Origin of the sequence: Streptomyces sp. GbtcB6 (genome assembly GCF_019091475.1) — a bacterium.
Taxonomy (GTDB): domain Bacteria; phylum Actinomycetota; class Actinomycetes; order Streptomycetales; family Streptomycetaceae; genus Streptomyces; species Streptomyces hyaluromycini.
Map to the genome: position 1 here is coordinate 151,875 of NZ_JAGXJL010000024.1, position 15,192 is coordinate 167,066.

The window sequence follows — 15,192 nt, forward strand, 5'->3', positions numbered from 1 at the left end:
ATCGCGGCGCCGACGGCCGTGATGCGGATGGCCGGACCTCTGCCTCTGCCGTCTGTCCCCTGGCGGAGGTCCGGCCATCCGCGGCTCTGCGCGGACCCGGTGGGGTCAGCCGATCCCCGGGCCGGCCGTGCCGGCGAGGGCTTCGAGATCGCTCTTGCGGACCTTGATCACCAGCCAGGCGGTGAGCAGGCCGAGCCCGGCCATGGCGGCGGCGGGGATGAACGCGGTCGAGATGCCGTGCGCGAGCACCTCGTGCCCCCAAGGCGCGGGCAGCTGATGGGTCTTGGCGAACTCCGCCTTCTGCTCCGGCGAACCGCCGGCGAGGAACTTGGGCAGTTGCTTCTTCGCCTCGTCCTTGCTGGCCGAGCCGAACACCGTGGTCAGGATGGACAGGCCCAGCGAACCGCCCACCTGCTGCATGGCGTTGAGCAGTCCGGAAGCCGCTCCGGCCTCGTGCGGGGCGACACCGGAGACCGCGGTGACGGTCGCCGTCACGAAGTTCAGCCCCATGCCGAAGCCGAAGACCAGCATGGGCCCGAGAATCCCGCCGACATAGGAGCTGTCGGGCTTGATGAACGTCTGCCAGGTGAGTCCGACGACCACGAGCGCCGAACCGGCCATCATGAACGGCTTCGGGCCCAGGACGGGCAGGAACCGCTGCGAGAGCCCGGCTCCGACGGCGATGGCCGCCGTCACGGGCAGGAAGGCCAGGCCGGCCCTGATCGGGCTGTAGCCCAGCACGTTCTGCACGAACAGCACGATGTAGAAGAACATGCCGAACATCGCCGCGGCCAGGCTGAGCATGATCACGTAGGTGCCCGAGCGATTGCGGTCGGCGAACATCCGCAGCGGGGTGATGGGCTCCTTCGCCCGGGTCTCGATGAAGACGAAGGCCAGCAGCAGGACCACCGCGGCGGTGAACGACCCGAGGGTCAGACCGTCGTGCCAGCCCTTCTCCGAGGCCCGGATGAAGCCGTAGACCAGAGAGGCCATGCCCAGGGTGGAGGTCAGCGCGCCCGCGATGTCGAATCGCCCGGGGTGCCGTTCGGACTCGTTGATGTACTGCGGGGTGAGGGCGACGATCAACAGCCCGATCGGTACGTTGACGAAGAGCACCCAGCGCCAGTCGAGCCAGTCGGTGAGCATGCCCCCGGCCAGCAGGCCGATGGCCCCGCCGCCCGCCGAGACCGCGGCGAACACGCCGAACGCCCGGTTCCGCTCCGGACCTTCGGGGAACGTCGTGGTGATCAGCGCCAGCGAGGTCGGCGACGCGATCGCGCCACCCATGCCCTGGAGGGCGCGGGCGGCGAGCAGTTGCCAGGGTTCCTGGGCGAGACCGCCGAGGAGCGAGGCGAAGGTGAACAGCAGAATGCCCGTCATGAACACCCGGCGCCGGCCGAGGATGTCACCGGCCCTCGCGCCGAGGAGCAGCAGGCCGCCGAAGGTGAGGGTGTAGGCGCTGACCACCCACGTGAGGTCCGTGGTGCTGAACTTGAGCGCGTCTTGAATGTGCGGGAGCGCGATGTTCACAATCGTCGCATCAAGTACCACCATGAGCTGGCAAGCGGCAATCACGGTGAGTGCGATGCCGGGGCGTCCCTGTCGGCGGGCCGCACCTGGTTGCCGGTCCTGTATCAGTTGAGAGGTTGTCACTATGGATCCCCCACGAAGGTGTTAGTGAACGCCAGCGTTCACTGCCGTGCCAACGGTAGTGAGTCCTCGGTAGAGAACGCAAGCGTTCACTTAACTGCGCGTCGCGTGCCGCGTCCCCCCTTTGCCGTCGTGCGCCGCGCCCCCGCTCCGGAATCCCCGCTCCCCTTCGCTCGCTGGAGAAACTCAGATGGTTACCTCGCGCTGGACTGCCGCTCCTCCTCAGGCGGCCTCCCCTCGTCGGCGCGGTGCGGTCCTCGAACGCGCGATCCTGGACGCCGCCTTGGAGCAGCTCAGTACCGTCGGCTGGAACGGCCTCACCATGGAAGGTGTCGCCGCCGGTGCCCAGACCGGGAAGGCGGCGGTCTACCGCCGCTGGCCCTCGAAGGAGGAGCTGGTCGCGGACGCGTTGCAGGCCGGACTGCCACGTTTGGAGGAGGCTCCCGACCTCGGAAGTGTGCGTGAGGACCTGTTGGCCCTGTGCCGGCAGGCCCGGGACGCGATGTTCTCGCGCCCCGGCTTCGCACTGCGGTCGGTGATTCACGAATGCGATCCCGTGCAGGTCGAGCGGTTCCATGGCGTGATCTTCGACGGGGTTGTGGGGCCGACGATCCAGCTGATCGGTGACATCGTCGCCCGAGGTATTGAGCGGGGCGAGGTGCGCGCCGACGCGGCCAACGGCTATGTCCTCGATGCCATTCCGGCGATGATGATGTACCGCAACAAGATTTCCGGAAGCGAATGGAATGATCAGGAGGTCGAAGAGATGATCGATCGGTTCATGCTTCCGCTGCTGCTGTCGCACGGGGCCTGAGTCGCGGCTCGGCTGGTCCGGGGCACGGTCGGGGAAGCCGGGGTGTCGCCAAGGGATCAGTGCGGCGTACCCTAAGGGCGCCATGCCGTACGAACCGCCTACTCACACCGTCGAGCGCTCCCTTCGCGCCACGACCGGAGCCAAGGTCATTGCCGGTGTCGACGAGGTGGGGCGCGGCGCCTGGGCCGGGCCCGTCACCGTCTGTGCCGCGGTCACCGGTCTTCGCCGACCGCCCGAGGGCCTCACCGATTCCAAGCTGCTGACCGTCAAGCGACGTACGGAACTTGCCGAGGCGCTGCGGGGATGGGTCACGGCCTATGCCCTGGGTCATGCCTCGCCGGAGGAGATCGACGACCTCGGGATGACGGCCGCACTGCGACTGGCGGCGACCCGTGCCCTGGAGACCTTGCCGGTCCGTCCCGATGCGGTCATCCTCGACGGGAAGCACGACTACCTCGGTGCCCCGTGGCGGGTGCGCACGGTCATCAAGGGTGACCAGTCGTGTGTCGCCGTGGCCGCGGCCTCGGTGATCGCCAAAGTTCAGCGCGACAAAATGATGGCCGAACTGGGTATCGACCATGCAGACTTCGGATTTGCGGACAACGCCGGGTACCCGTCGCCCGTGCACAAGGCCGCACTGGAGGAGCGGGGACCCACCCCGTACCACCGGTTGTCGTGGGCGTATCTTGATGCGCTGCCCCAGTGGCGGCACCTCAAGAAGGTCCGCGGCTGGGCGGAGGGAAGCGCTCCGGAGATCGAGGGTCAGCTCGGCTTCGATTTCTGACCTTCCAGTCGCACTGTTGTGCCACCCGGTTCACGTGACCTGCACCAACGTTTGATAGATATCAGCTCATGCCTCTCATTCCCGAGGAGCCTCAGATTCACGAGAGTGCCCAGGGTCCCCGCGCCACTCCGGCCACCGGCCGTACCGCGCCGACCCCTCGTCCCGTACCCGGCCCCCGCCCCGCGGCTCCGTCGCGTCCCGGTCGTCACGGCCCTCTGCGGCCCACGCCGCCGGTACAGCGCGCGCTGCGTGACGTGGCCGAGCCAGGCCCGTCCGGCCCGGCCGTCCCCGCCGCGGCAGCGGCGGCCCCGCAGATCCAGCTGATCCCGGCCTCGGTCGAGAGCGCTCTCGACGCGGCCGAGGAAGCAGTGGACCTGCTCCTCGAATCGGGTCGTGCCCCCGGCGACGTGCTGGTGATCACCACCGGCCCGCAGCACCCGTGGGCCGACCACGAGCTGTCCTTCGGCGAAGCCTCCTACTGGGCGCAGCATGACGCGGGCGACGACGTCTTCTACACGGACGCCGCCGTCGCCTCCCGTGCCGCGACCCGCGCCGTGGTGGTCGTCGCCGTCAATGGCGGACCCGACACCGTGGCTGTCACCGCCCTGCCGCTGGCCCTCTCCCGGGCCGGCGCCCTGCTGATCGTCTGCGGTGACCCGCAGCGCATCAACTCGTTGCTGGGTGCGGGCGTCTGAGCTGTCTCCGGCGCCTCTGGGACTCCGGAGGTACCGAAGGAGCCGCGGCGGTGACTCGCACAGTGGTGCCTTTGGCATGCCCGGACGACGGGCGGGTGCCACTGCCCGTCGCGGAGCGCGGCGTGACCGCCGAGCACGCCGTAGGTCATGTAGCCGTAGGTCATGTCCAGGGCGCCGTGCCCGGCGGAGCGTGCCCGGCCCCGGTTCCCCCTTGCGGGGGCCGGTGGTTCAGCGGGCGGCCGCGCGGCGCAGTACCTCGGAGGCGGCGCCTCCGGTGCGCGGCGACAGCGGCGGGGCTTCCGACAGGGCGAAGGGTTCGGGAGGCGAGTCGGCGTTGGGGCGCCGGCCGCCGCGGCCCTCGCCCAGCACCTGCCAGCCGTCGTGCGTCAGCGTGATGTAGGCCCCGCAGCGCAGCCCGTGCAGAGTGCAGGCGTCCCGCAGCCCCCACATCCACGCACCGTCCTCCTCCGTCCAACGCGCGTCCCCCTCACGGCAGTAGAGCAGGACGGCGGTCCGCACCGGGGTGCGGCGGCGCAGGTCGTGCGGGATGACCCGGCGCAACTGTGCCAGCAGCGCGTTGCGGAACATCCAGCCGTCGGCCGGGGCCGAGCGTCGGCCGAAGGAGGCGCTGGCACACAGCCGCTCTTCCGGATCGAGGACGGCGACGACCGCGGTGCCCGGACGCGGGCGATGCCGGGCATGCAGGCCGCTGACGACCTCGCGGGGGTTACGCAGCAGTGGAATTCCGGCGTCGGCCCACTCCGCGGGCTCGAGCAGACGACTGGCAGAAGCGGCGGACGAGGATGTCGACAACGACGCCGCCGAGGACGGAGCGAATCCGAAGGTCACGTTCCTCCCTTCGGCTACGCGCCCACACAGCGGGCGAGATCGGATTCGGGGCCGCGCGCACCGCAGCAAAGCCCAACCGGATCACGGACGAGCCGTGCGGGGAGCGGACCTCAATTCTTGCTGTCGAACTTGGATGCGGCAACGAGCAAATGGGGCCACCGACTGTTATCTGGTGGTGCGTGACTTATATCCCTACCCGATGAGGCGCCCGGCGACCCCTGGGACGTTCGAGCGCGGCACGTTCGTACGCCGCACCCGATGCCGTATTCGAACAGCGGCGGGCCGGTCAGCCCTGCACGGCGAGGACCAGCGGCAACACCCCCCGCGCTCCGGACCTGCGGAGCATGCGAGCGGCAACCCCCAGGGTCCAGCCGGTCTCGGTGAAGTCGTCCACCAACAGGACCGGTCCCTGGACCTCGGCGAGAGCGGTGGCCAGGCCGGGCGGTACGGTCAGCGCGCCGTCGAGGGCCTTGAGACGCTGGGCACTGTTGCTGCGCGAGACCCTTGGCGCTTCGCCCGCGTACTCCACGGAACCCAGCAGGGGCAGTCTGCCGACCTCCGCGATGCGCGCGCCCAGCGACTGGACCAGCCGTGGCCTGGAGCGCGAGGCGACGGTGACGACGCCCACGGGGCGCGGCTGTGCGTCGGCCGCGCCCGGGGCCCAGCCGCCGGGCCCCTTCGCCCAGTCGGCCAGCACCTCCACCACGGCACGGGCGACATCGTCCGGCACGGGCGCGTCCGGGGCCTGGGGAGCGAGCAGCGGCCGTAGCCGATTGCCCCAGCCGATGTCCGACAACCGTCCCAAGGCCCGCCCCGCCGACGCCTGTTCACCGGCCGGAATACGTCCCTTGAGGTCGATGCCGATCGCCGGCAGGCCGGTCGGCCACATCCGGCGGGGCTCCACCTCGACGCCCGCGCGGCCGAGGTCGACCCGCGCCGCGTCCAGCGCGGCCGAGGAGGTGCCGGCCGTGAAGCGGGGCCGTGCGCAGTTGTCGCAGCGGCCGCAGGGCTTCGCCTCCTCGTCGTCCAGCTGGCGCTGCAGAAACTCCATCCGGCAGTCCGTCGTGGCCGCATACGCCCGCATCGCCTGCTGCTCGGCCTCGCGCTGCCGTGCCACCCAGGCGTACCGCTCCGCGTCGTACATCCACGGCTGCCCGGTCGCGACCCAGCCGCCCTTGACCCGCCTGACCGCGCCGTCCACGTCGAGAACCTTCAGCATGGACTCCAGCCGGGAGCGGCGCAGCTCCACCAGCGGCTCCAGCGCGGGCAGCGACATGGGGCCGCCGGCCCGGGAGAGGACATCCAGGGTGCGGCGCACCAGGTCCTCCGACGGGAAGGCGAGCGAGGCGAAGTAGTCCCAGATCGCCTCGTCCTCCCTGCCCGGCAGCAGCAGCACCTCGGCGTGCTCGACACCGCGGCCCGCGCGGCCCACCTGCTGGTAGTAGGCGATGGGGGAGGAGGGCGAGCCGAGGTGCACCACGAACCCGAGGTCGGGCTTGTCGAAGCCCATACCGAGCGCGGAGGTGGCGATCAGCGCCTTGACCCGGTTGCCGAGCAGGTCGTCCTCGGCCTGCTGCCGGTCGGCGTTCTCCGTCTTCCCCGTGTACGACGCCACGGTGTGCCCGCGCTGCCGCAGGAACGCGGTGACCTCCTCGGCGGCGGCCACGGTGAGCGTGTAGACGATGCCGGAACCCGGCAGTTCGTCCAGGTGGTCCGCGAGCCAGGCCATCCGGTGCGCGGCGTCCGGCAGCCGCAGCACATTCAGGCTGAGGCTCTCCCGGTCCAGCGGACCGCGCAGCACCAGCGCGTCCGAGGTGCCGCCGGTGCCGAGCTGCTCCGCCACGTCGGCGGTCACGCGCGCGTTGGCCGTGGCGGTGGTCGCCAGCACCGGCACACCCGGCGGCAGGTCGGCCAGCATCGTGCGCAGCCGCCGGTAGTCGGGCCGGAAGTCGTGGCCCCAGTCCGAGATGCAGTGGGCCTCGTCCACGACGAGCAGTCCGGTCGCCGCGGCGAGCTTGGGCAGGACCTGGTCGCGGAAGTCCGGGTTGTTGAGCCGCTCCGGGGACACGAGGAGGACGTCGACCTCGCCGGCCGCGATCTCCGCCTGAATCGACTCCCACTCCTCCGTGTTGGACGAGTTGATGGTGCGGGCGTGGATGCCGGCCCGGGCCGCGGCCTCCACCTGGTTGCGCATGAGCGCGAGCAGCGGGGAGACGATCACCGTCGGGCCGCCGCCCGAGGCCCGCAGCAGCGAGGTCGCCACGAAGTACACCGCGGACTTGCCCCAGCCGGTGCGCTGCACGACCAGGGCCCGGCGCCGGTCCGCGACCAGCGCCTCGATCGCCCGCCACTGATCCTCGCGCAGCCGGGCGGTGCCTGTGTCGTCCCCGACGAGACGGGCGAGGACGGCATCCGCCCGGGCCCGGAGTTCCGCGTTGCTCGTGTGCTCCATGCGCCCCATACAACAGGACGGGACCGACAGCCGTGCGGGCCTGTGGACACGGGAGACGGCTTTGTCGTGTCCCTGATTTGACTTATCCACAGGCCCAACCGGAATCACAAGATCCGCGAGATCGTCTGCGCATGACGAATCACAGCGAAACCACCGGACCCTCCGAAAACGGCGACCTCACCCGAGGTGCGGTCCCCCTCGGGCGATCCACGCACGACACCCAGGTCACCCTGCGCACCCCGGCCGAACTGGCGGACGCGCTGCCCTATCTGCTGGGGTACCGCCCCGAGGACAGCATGGTGCTGGTGGCCCTGCACGACCGCGCCGGCCGCGGCCGCTTCGGAGGCCGGGCCCGGCTCGGCATCCCCTCGAACAAGGACGACTGGGAGTCGGCGGCACGCCAGCTCGTACAGGGCCTGGTGACCGGCGGCGAGCGCCGGGGAGTCCGGCCCGAGCAGATGGTCGCCTACGTCTGCCAGGAACCGGCGCCCGGCGAATCGGGCCGGGACGTGATGCGCCGGCTCATGCCGCTCGCCCAGCTGCTGCGTACCGAGTGCGGCCGGCTCGACGTGCCCGTGATCGAGGCACTGTGTGTCTCGGACGGCCGCTTCTGGTCCTACTGCTGCCCGACTGAGGAATGCTGTCCGCCCGACGGCGCCCCCATGGGCCTGCCCGGCACCTCCGTGCTCGCGGCCGCCGCCACCTACGCCGGGATCCAGGTGCGCGGCAGCCTGCGGGAGCTGCGGGCCAGGCTGCTCCCCTGGGAGACCGGCGCCGTGGAGCAGGAGATCGCCCTCGACAGCGCCGGAATGGCACTGGTGCCCCGCATCCTCGACGACGCCTTCCGGGCGGACGTGGCCGAGGAGACCCTCGCCCTCGCCGGGCGGGTCATCGACCGGTACGCCGGTGCCGCCCCCGTGTCCGGCACCCACCAGGCGGATCTCCGTGACGACGCCCTGCTCTCCCACGACGAGGCCGCGACGCTGATTCTCGGACTGCAGGACCGCACGACCCGCGACCGCGCGGCCGCATGGATGGAGGGCGACGAGGCCGGACCGGCCCTGCGCCTGTGGCGAGCCCTGGCCCGCCGTTGCGTCGGCCCGTACGGCGAGCACGCCGCCGCTCCCCTCACCCTGGCGGGCTGGGTCGCCTGGTCGACCGGTGACGACCTGGAGGCACGGGAGGCCCTGGCGATGGCCCTGGGAGCGGACCCCGACTACCTCTTCGCCCGGCTGCTCCACCAGGCTTGCAACGAGGGCTTGGACCCGGAGTCGATCCGCCGTTGCCTGCGCACGGAGCGCACGGAGCGCACGGGCCGTGTATGGGCGAACCATCCGGCAGCGGCCGGTGACGCCGGCCCGCTTCACCCCGACGCCGACGCCGACGCCGACGCCGACGCCGACGCCGACGCCGACGCCGACGCCGACACCGATGCCGACACCGACCCCGCCGGCGGGCGGGCCGCCGCTTCCGGCATCCGCCGTCGCCGTCGCCCGCGCACCGCAGACACCGCCGACGACCGACGGCCGTGGTCAGGAGACACGCGGCCGCGACAGGCGGGCTCGGAGCACACCCGCCCCGGTTCGTCCGGGCCAGGCGGCACGCGCACGCGTGCGGCGAAGAAAGCGGAGCCGAGTGAGACAGGGGGCGGCCGGGCCGCGCCGGAGGGCAGGCGATCCGGGAACGGCCGCAACGAGGGGGACGAATGATCGGAGGACGATCATGGGTGGCGGCCGGGCGGACCTGGGCCGGCGGTGTCGGCCGCTGGGCCCGGGGCCTCGGCGGAGGGGAGCGGCGCCGGGACCGTCGGCCCGGCGACGGGCATCGGGTCGGCCTGCCGGCCCCGGGCGTCCGCAGCCAGAGGCGCAGGCCGACGGGGCCGAACGACGCAGCACCGCCCCGGCATTCGATCGGCTTCGGCGGGCGGGGGCGTGACCAGGAGGAGCCCGTTTCCGTTCACCTGAGTGGCGGAACGCCTGGACGGGCCGTGCCGCCGTCCGTCCCCCGTCCCCCCGGAGCTCTCCGTCCGGCGCCCGGCACACCACAGGCGCACAGCGCGCAGAAGAGGCCTCCTCATGCATCAGCCGACTCCGCCCTCCACCGCCGCCGACAACCGCCGACTGCGGGACGGCCTGCCCTGGCCCCCGCCGGTGGAAGGCGGTCCGGCGCAGCCACGCAGCCGCGCACCCCGGCCCACCTCCGCCCGGCCGGTTCCCACGGGCCCGGGGCGCGTCGGCGGACTGCCGCCCACGCACACCGCCTTGATCTGCGTCGCGCTGCCCGGTCTCGCCATCTCCACGGAGCACGGTCAGTTGACCGGCCAGGGCCTGGAGGGGTTCTACCGCGCGGGACGGCGGCTGCTCGCGCGCTGCCAGGTCCGTGTCGCAGGCCGCGAACCGCTCGCAGTGCAGGCCCGGATGACGGGGGCGGACTCCGCCCGCTTCGTCGGCACGCTCCGGGTCTCCCCGGGGGCGGGGCCGGATCCGGACGTAGTCGTGGAACGGATCCGGCACGCCGACGGCACGGAACGCATCACCTTGCGCAACTGCGCACTCCACCCGCTGCGCCTGCCACTGGAGACGGCCCTGGGCACGGACCTGGCCGACCTGAGCACCATCGCCTCCGGCGCCCCGGGACCCGAACTTTCGGCCAGTGTCCACGACTCCGGCCTCCGCTGGACCACCCCCACCAGCAATGCGTCGGTCACGGCGGACCCGCCACCCGCCGATGCGCTGGCCTCGGCGGGACTGCTGCGCTGGGAGTTCGAACTGCCGCCGGGCGGAACGGCGAGCGTGGAGTTGCGGGTGCGCTCGGACGGCGTGGGCCCCCTGCGCGCGGTGGGCCGTGCCGCGACCAGCCCGCTGGCACCGGCCAGGGCCGCGGGCGACGACCCGAGGGTCACGGCGCTGCTCAGGAAGAGCATCGAGGACCTCCAGGCGTTGCTGCTCCGCGACCCCGCGCACCCCTCCGACAGCTACCTCGCCGCCGGGGCGCCCTGGCGCTGCGGTCTGGCCCCGGCCGAGGCACTCTCCGCCGCCCGGATGACCCTGCCCCTCGGTACCCGCCTCGCCGCAGGAACACTGCGCACCCTGGCCCGCACCCAACTTCGCGGTCCGGGACCTCAGACCGGCATGATCCCCGGCCCGCGCCGTGACGCCGGAGCACACCTGCCACCGGGCTGCACGGGTACGGAGGCCACCCTGCTCTTCCCCGTCCTGCTGGCGGAGGCCCGCCGCTGGGGACTCCCGGAACCGGAGACGCGGGAACTGCTGCCCGCCGCCGAGCGCTGCCTGACCTGGCTGCGCGCCACAGCAGGCGACCGGACCTACCTCTGCGACCCGCAGCCCGGTGGCCCCGTGCGCGGCGAGACCCAGGCCCACGCCCACCGGGCCGCCCTGCTCGGTGCCGACCTTCTCGACTCCTGCGACCGGCCCGGCGGTGCCGGGCTGCGGCAGTGGGCGGCGGAGCTGAGGAAGGCGTTCCGGGTGGACTTCTGGGTCGACGAGCGAGGCGGCGGCCGTCCTGCGGCGGCCCTGACCCCGGACGGCCGCCCCCTGGTCCAACTCGGCTCCGCCGCCGTGCACCTTCTCGACACCGGCCTGCTCGGCGCGGGCGAACTGGCCGCCGGCCTGCTCGACAAGGTGCAGACCGAGCAACTCGCCCGGCTGCTCGGCGGACCGGCCATGGACTCGGGGTGGGGGCTGCGGGGCCTGGGAGCCAAGGAGACGGGACACAGCCCGTTCGGCCATCGGTCCGGCGCCGTCCGGGTCCAGGAGACGGCACTCGCCGTCGCCGGGCTGGCCGCCGCGGGCTACGAGAGGGAGGCGGGCGGGCTGCTGCACGGCCTGCTGGCGGCGGCCGAACACTTCGGTCACCGACTGCCGGAGATGTTCGCCGGCGAGCAGCGCTCCGAGGGAAGTGCTCCCCTTCCGCACCCCGCGGCCTGCCGTCCGGCGGCCACGGCCGCTGCTGCCGGGGTTCTGCTCCTGACCACGCTCGCCGGCATCCGCCCCGACGCACCGGCAGGGACCGTCACCCTCCGCCCGGTCCACAGCGCGCCCCTGGGCGAACTCGGCCTGACCGGACTGCGGGTAGCCGGTGCGCCCTTCTCGGTACGGGTCAGCCGGCTCGGTCTGGCCATGGTCGAGGAGGCCGCGGACGGCCTGCAGCTGGGGGTGTGAGCTCCTGCCGGGAGAAGAGCGAGCCGGTAGGGCGGCACGGCCGCGACGAAAGGACGGCCGAGTGGAGAACGTGTGCCGGAACGAACCGGGGGGCGCATACCGGAGCGAAGTGGATCAGCCGTCGGAGTGAGCACCGAAGGGAGTGTTTATCGTCAGGCAGACGACTATGATCACCGCATGCCCTACGACCCGTCAGCCTTTCCGCCGTTCGCCGTCACCGTGGACCTGGTCGTGCTGACCGTGCGCAGCCATGCTCTGTACGCGCTGGCGGTACGCAGAGGCGAGTCGCCGTTCCAGGGGCGCTGGGCGCTGCCGGGCGGCTTCGTGAGGGCCGACGAGGATCTTTCGCAGGCGGCGGCGCGGGAACTCGCGGAGGAGACCGGGCTGCGGGCCCACGACCCCGACGCCCCCGCCCAGGAGGGCGGAGCCCACCTGGAGCAGCTGGCGACCTACGGCGACCCCAAGCGCGACCCCCGGATGCGCGTGGTCAGTGTGGCCCACCTCGCCCTGGCCCCCGACCTCCCCGCACCGCGTGCGGGCGGCGACGCCAGCAACGCGCGCTGGGCGCCGGTGGGGGAACTGCTCGCGCAGGGCGGCTACGGCCGGGACGGCGAGCCCGTCGCGCCGCTCGCCTTCGACCACGCCCAGATTCTGTCCGACGGTGTGGAACGGGCCCGCTCCAAGATCGAATATTCGTCCCTGGCCACCGCGTTCTGCCCGCCCGAGTTCACGGTCGGCGAGTTGCGCCGGGTCTACGAGGCGGTGTGGGGCGTGGCGCTAGACCCGCGCAACTTCCATCGCAAGGTGACGGGAACCCCCGGTTTCCTGGTCCCCACCGGCGGTACGACCACCCGTCAGGGCGGCCGCCCGGCCCAGCTCTTCCGGGCCGGCGGGGCCACTCTGCTCAACCCGCCGATGCTGCGGCCCGAGGTGTGACCGTCCGACAGCGCGAACTCGGGCAGGATTAAAACCCTCTATACCCGGAAAAACGGTCATTCCGCGCTATCTTCCCTAAGGTGATCCAGGCCTTCGGACTGACCAGCAACCCCCGCAAGGCGCGCCCGCCCGCCGTCGACGATGTGACCTTCGAAGCGGCCGAGGGCCGCGTCACCGCACTCCTGGGCGAGGCGGGCGCGGGCAAGAGCACGGCGCTCAGACTGATGCTCGAACTCCAACAGGGCCGTGGGCTCACCTACTTCAGGGGCAGCCCCCTGCACTGCATCGCCCACCCCTCCCGTGAGGTCGGCGTGCTCCTCGGTGATGTCCCCGGCCATCCGTCCCGCTCCGTCCGCGGGCATCTGCGCATGCTGTGCGCTGCGACCGGGGTGCCGGCCCGGCGCGCCGACGAAGTGCTCGAAGCGGTCGGGCTCGTCAGCCTGCGCGAGGAGCGCCTGGGCACGCTGTCGCACGGCATGGACCGTCGGCTCGGCCTCGCCTGCGCCCTCCTCCCCGACCCGCACACCCTCGTCCTGGACGAACCCACGGACGGCCTTCCCACCCGTGAGGCCCACTGGATGCACCGCATGCTCCGGGAACACGCGGCACAGGGCGGCACGGTCCTGTTCACCACCGCCGACCCCAAGGAGGCCGCGCGCGCCGCCGACCGGGTCGTCACCCTGGAGGCCGGCAGGCTCGTCGCGGACCAGAAGGCCGGCGAGTTCGCCCGCACGCGGCTCCGCCCACGCGTGGCCGTCCGCAGCCCCCACGCCGCCCGGCTCGCCGCCGTTCTCGGCAAGGAGGCCCGCACCGACCACCGCTCGGTGGAGGTCGTGCGGGAAGGCGGCAATCGCCTCTCCGTGTACGGCAGTACGACCGCCGAAGTCGGCGAGACCGCCTTCCGCCACGGCATCCTGATCCATCAACTCGCTGACGAGACCGGCGACATGGGGCCGGGCGCCGGAGCGAAGCCGCCGACGGGCGAGGCGCCGGAGACGGTACGGCGGGAGCCGGACCCCGGGGAGTCGGCCACGGCGGACGAGGGACGGCCGACGTGCGAGCGGCGACGCGGCGAGAGCGAAGGCGAGGGGGAGGGCGAACAGACCGCGGCGGACGGTGCCCGGCCGGCGTATCCGCAGCGAGCCGTTGAAGAGGCTCCTTCGGCCGATCGGCAGGACGCGCCGCGCGCGGACCGGCGCAAGGACGCGGACACGCCCGCGGTCGCCCCGCAGCCGAGGGCGGAGCTGGGCCGCTCGCAACCCGCGACCGCCCCCAGCTCCGTACAACAGCCGCGCACCACCGGCCAGGAGCCGGGCCGAAGCCGACCGGCCGCTGCCGGGGAAGCCTCCGGCGCGGCCGGACCGCAGCCCTCCGTCGCCGCCGCAGGGCTCACCGGCAACCCGACCGTCATGCCTCTGCCTGTGACCCAGGACGCGGAGCTCTCCACCCACCGGCGTCCCACCGACCAGTTGCCTCCTCCGGCGACCGCCAAGCCTCCGGCCGCTCCCACCCTCGCCAAGCCGCTGGCCTCCCTCGGCTCCGCCGAGCCCTCCGGGCATGCCGGGTCCACCAGGACGGCGCCCGCCGTGCCCGCCCAGCCACCCGCCGCCACTTCCGCCCAGTCGCTGACCCGGGCGATGTCCGTGGAAGCCGCGGTGCCCGTCGAAGGCCGGACAGCCCAGTCACCGCTTCACGCCGTACCCGCCGAAGCGCCCTCAGCCCGGCCGTCGACCCGCGCACTACCCGTCGAAGCCGCGACCGCGCAGCCGCCGACGCACGTATCCGCCGAAACCGTCGGCGCTGAGCCGCCGATCCGCGCCGTGCCCGCCGGCGCCCCCGTAGGCAGGCCGCCCGCTCACGCCGGACCCGCCGGGACCCCCACCGTCCAGCTGTCCGCCGGGCACCCGCAGCCGGGGGCGCGGCCCCGCAAGGCCTCGCCAGCCGGCGACGAGTCGGCCCCGGCCGGTGCCGCGCGTCAGGACGGAGCCGTCGACGATCTGGACCCACTGTCCCCGCTTCCGCCCCCCATCTGCGTCCGCCCCGCCCCCAGTCCTCTCCGCCCCCTGCGCTACGAACTCCGCCGGGCCGCCGGGATCGGTGCCGGCTTCCTCACCTGCGGTGCCGTACTGCTGTTGTCCGCCCTCATCGCCGTGCTGCTGGCCCGGGTCGGGCACACCCCGCAGACCCGGCTGTTCGCGGCCTGGCCGCGGGAGCTGCCGCTGCCCCCGGCGGCGCTCGGCGCGGGACTGCTGGGGGCGCTGGCCTTCGGAGACGAGTTCCGCCACCCCGCGCTGGCGGCGGACCGCGGCACCGTGCCCCGTCGGCTGGGGCTGCTCACCGCGAAACTGCTGGTCTCCGGAGCCACCGCGGTCCTGCTCTCGTTCCTCACCCTGGGTTGCGACGCCGAAGTGCTCTACCTCGTCTACGGTCGGGAGCTCGCGCAGGTTCCCGCAGACTGGTTCTCGCTGACCGCGAGTTGGTTCGGGCTGGTCGTCGGCTGTGCCTGGGCCGGCGTACTGGCGGCAGGTGTCTTCCGGTCCACCACGGGCGGTCTCGCCGCGGTGCTCGCCGTACCTGTACTCGTCGTGCCGGTCGTACACAAGGCTGTGCAGGGGACGGAGGTACGGATGGCCGCCGGATTCCCTGTGCGGATGCGGGAGCTGTTCCTGCTGAAGTGGCCCTTCGGGGGAGAGCGCTATCTGGTCGGAGCGGCCCGGATGCTGGCCCAACCCGTGGGCGGCGCACTGGCGTTGTCGCTGGCCGCGCTGCTCTGCGCGTATCTGTACAGCACCCTGCGGGCCAGGGTCCGATGACCGCGGACCGGGCGCTTG

Annotated in this window: 10 protein-coding genes; 7 read left to right on the top strand and 3 right to left on the bottom strand. The window is 72.8% G+C overall.

Annotated features, from left to right (window positions below; all coding sequences use genetic code 11):
- Positions 1-105: 105 nt before the first annotated feature.
- Positions 106-1,653, bottom strand: a complete 1,548-nt coding sequence (locus KVT45_RS33820; protein WP_217552967.1) for an MFS transporter — start codon at positions 1,651-1,653, stop codon at positions 106-108.
- 187 nt (positions 1,654-1,840) lie between these two features.
- Between KVT45_RS33820 and KVT45_RS33825 the strand changes: the two genes are divergently transcribed.
- The 3 genes from KVT45_RS33825 (at position 1,841) to KVT45_RS33835 (ending at position 3,943) form a co-directional block, all read left to right on the top strand.
- Positions 1,841-2,464 (top strand): TetR/AcrR family transcriptional regulator, encoded by a 624-nt coding sequence (locus tag KVT45_RS33825; protein WP_217552968.1) that lies wholly within the window; start codon positions 1,841-1,843, stop codon positions 2,462-2,464.
- 82 nt (positions 2,465-2,546) lie between these two features.
- The gene (locus KVT45_RS33830) at positions 2,547-3,248 is read left to right on the top strand and encodes a ribonuclease HII (RefSeq protein WP_217552969.1); all 702 of its coding nucleotides are present in this window, start codon (positions 2,547-2,549) and stop codon (positions 3,246-3,248) included.
- A gap of 68 nt (positions 3,249-3,316) precedes the next feature.
- Positions 3,317-3,943, top strand: a complete 627-nt coding sequence (locus KVT45_RS33835; RefSeq protein WP_217552970.1) for a hypothetical protein — start codon at positions 3,317-3,319, stop codon at positions 3,941-3,943.
- A 228-nt stretch (positions 3,944-4,171) separates the two neighbouring features.
- Here KVT45_RS33835 and KVT45_RS33840 read toward each other — a convergent pair whose 3' ends face one another.
- Positions 4,172-4,792, bottom strand: coding sequence for a hypothetical protein (locus KVT45_RS33840; protein ID WP_217552971.1), 621 nt, complete (start codon positions 4,790-4,792; stop codon positions 4,172-4,174).
- Between the two features lie 286 nt (positions 4,793-5,078).
- Complete coding sequence (locus KVT45_RS33845) at positions 5,079-7,244, bottom strand: RecQ family ATP-dependent DNA helicase (protein ID WP_217552972.1); 2,166 nt, start codon at positions 7,242-7,244, stop codon at positions 5,079-5,081.
- A gap of 131 nt (positions 7,245-7,375) precedes the next feature.
- Between KVT45_RS33845 and KVT45_RS33850 the strand changes: the two genes are divergently transcribed.
- From KVT45_RS33850 to KVT45_RS33865, 4 genes are all read left to right on the top strand, one after another.
- A complete protein-coding gene (locus KVT45_RS33850) occupies positions 7,376-8,953 on the top strand; it encodes a DUF4192 domain-containing protein (protein WP_217552973.1) in 1,578 nt (525 codons plus the stop codon).
- A 366-nt stretch (positions 8,954-9,319) separates the two neighbouring features.
- On the top strand, positions 9,320-11,425 hold the full coding sequence (locus KVT45_RS33855; RefSeq protein WP_217552974.1) for a glycogen debranching N-terminal domain-containing protein: 2,106 nt from the start codon (positions 9,320-9,322) through the stop codon (positions 11,423-11,425).
- 177 nt (positions 11,426-11,602) lie between these two features.
- Positions 11,603-12,361, top strand: a complete 759-nt coding sequence (locus tag KVT45_RS33860) for an NUDIX domain-containing protein (protein ID WP_217552975.1) — start codon at positions 11,603-11,605, stop codon at positions 12,359-12,361.
- Positions 12,362-12,441: 80 nt separating this feature from the next.
- Positions 12,442-15,174 carry an ATP-binding cassette domain-containing protein gene (locus tag KVT45_RS33865; protein ID WP_217552976.1) on the top strand — a complete coding sequence of 911 codons (2,733 nt, stop codon included), beginning with the start codon at positions 12,442-12,444 and terminating at the stop codon, positions 15,172-15,174.
- Positions 15,175-15,192 lie beyond the last annotated feature (18 nt).

What these genes read in the sequence shown, in the direction of transcription:
- KVT45_RS33825 (WP_217552968.1), top strand. Translation starts at nt 1,841, where the DNA reads ATGGTTACCTCGCGCTGGACTGCCGCTCCTCCTCAGGCGGCCTCCCCT.
- KVT45_RS33830 (WP_217552969.1), top strand. Translation starts at nt 2,547, where the DNA reads ATGCCGTACGAACCGCCTACTCACACCGTCGAGCGCTCCCTTCGCGCC.
- KVT45_RS33835 (WP_217552970.1), top strand. Translation starts at nt 3,317, where the DNA reads ATGCCTCTCATTCCCGAGGAGCCTCAGATTCACGAGAGTGCCCAGGGT.
- KVT45_RS33845 (WP_217552972.1), bottom strand. Translation starts at nt 7,244, where the DNA reads ATGGAGCACACGAGCAACGCGGAACTCCGGGCCCGGGCGGATGCCGTC.
- KVT45_RS33850 (WP_217552973.1), top strand. Translation starts at nt 7,376, where the DNA reads ATGACGAATCACAGCGAAACCACCGGACCCTCCGAAAACGGCGACCTC.
- KVT45_RS33855 (WP_217552974.1), top strand. Translation starts at nt 9,320, where the DNA reads ATGCATCAGCCGACTCCGCCCTCCACCGCCGCCGACAACCGCCGACTG.
- KVT45_RS33860 (WP_217552975.1), top strand. Translation starts at nt 11,603, where the DNA reads ATGCCCTACGACCCGTCAGCCTTTCCGCCGTTCGCCGTCACCGTGGAC.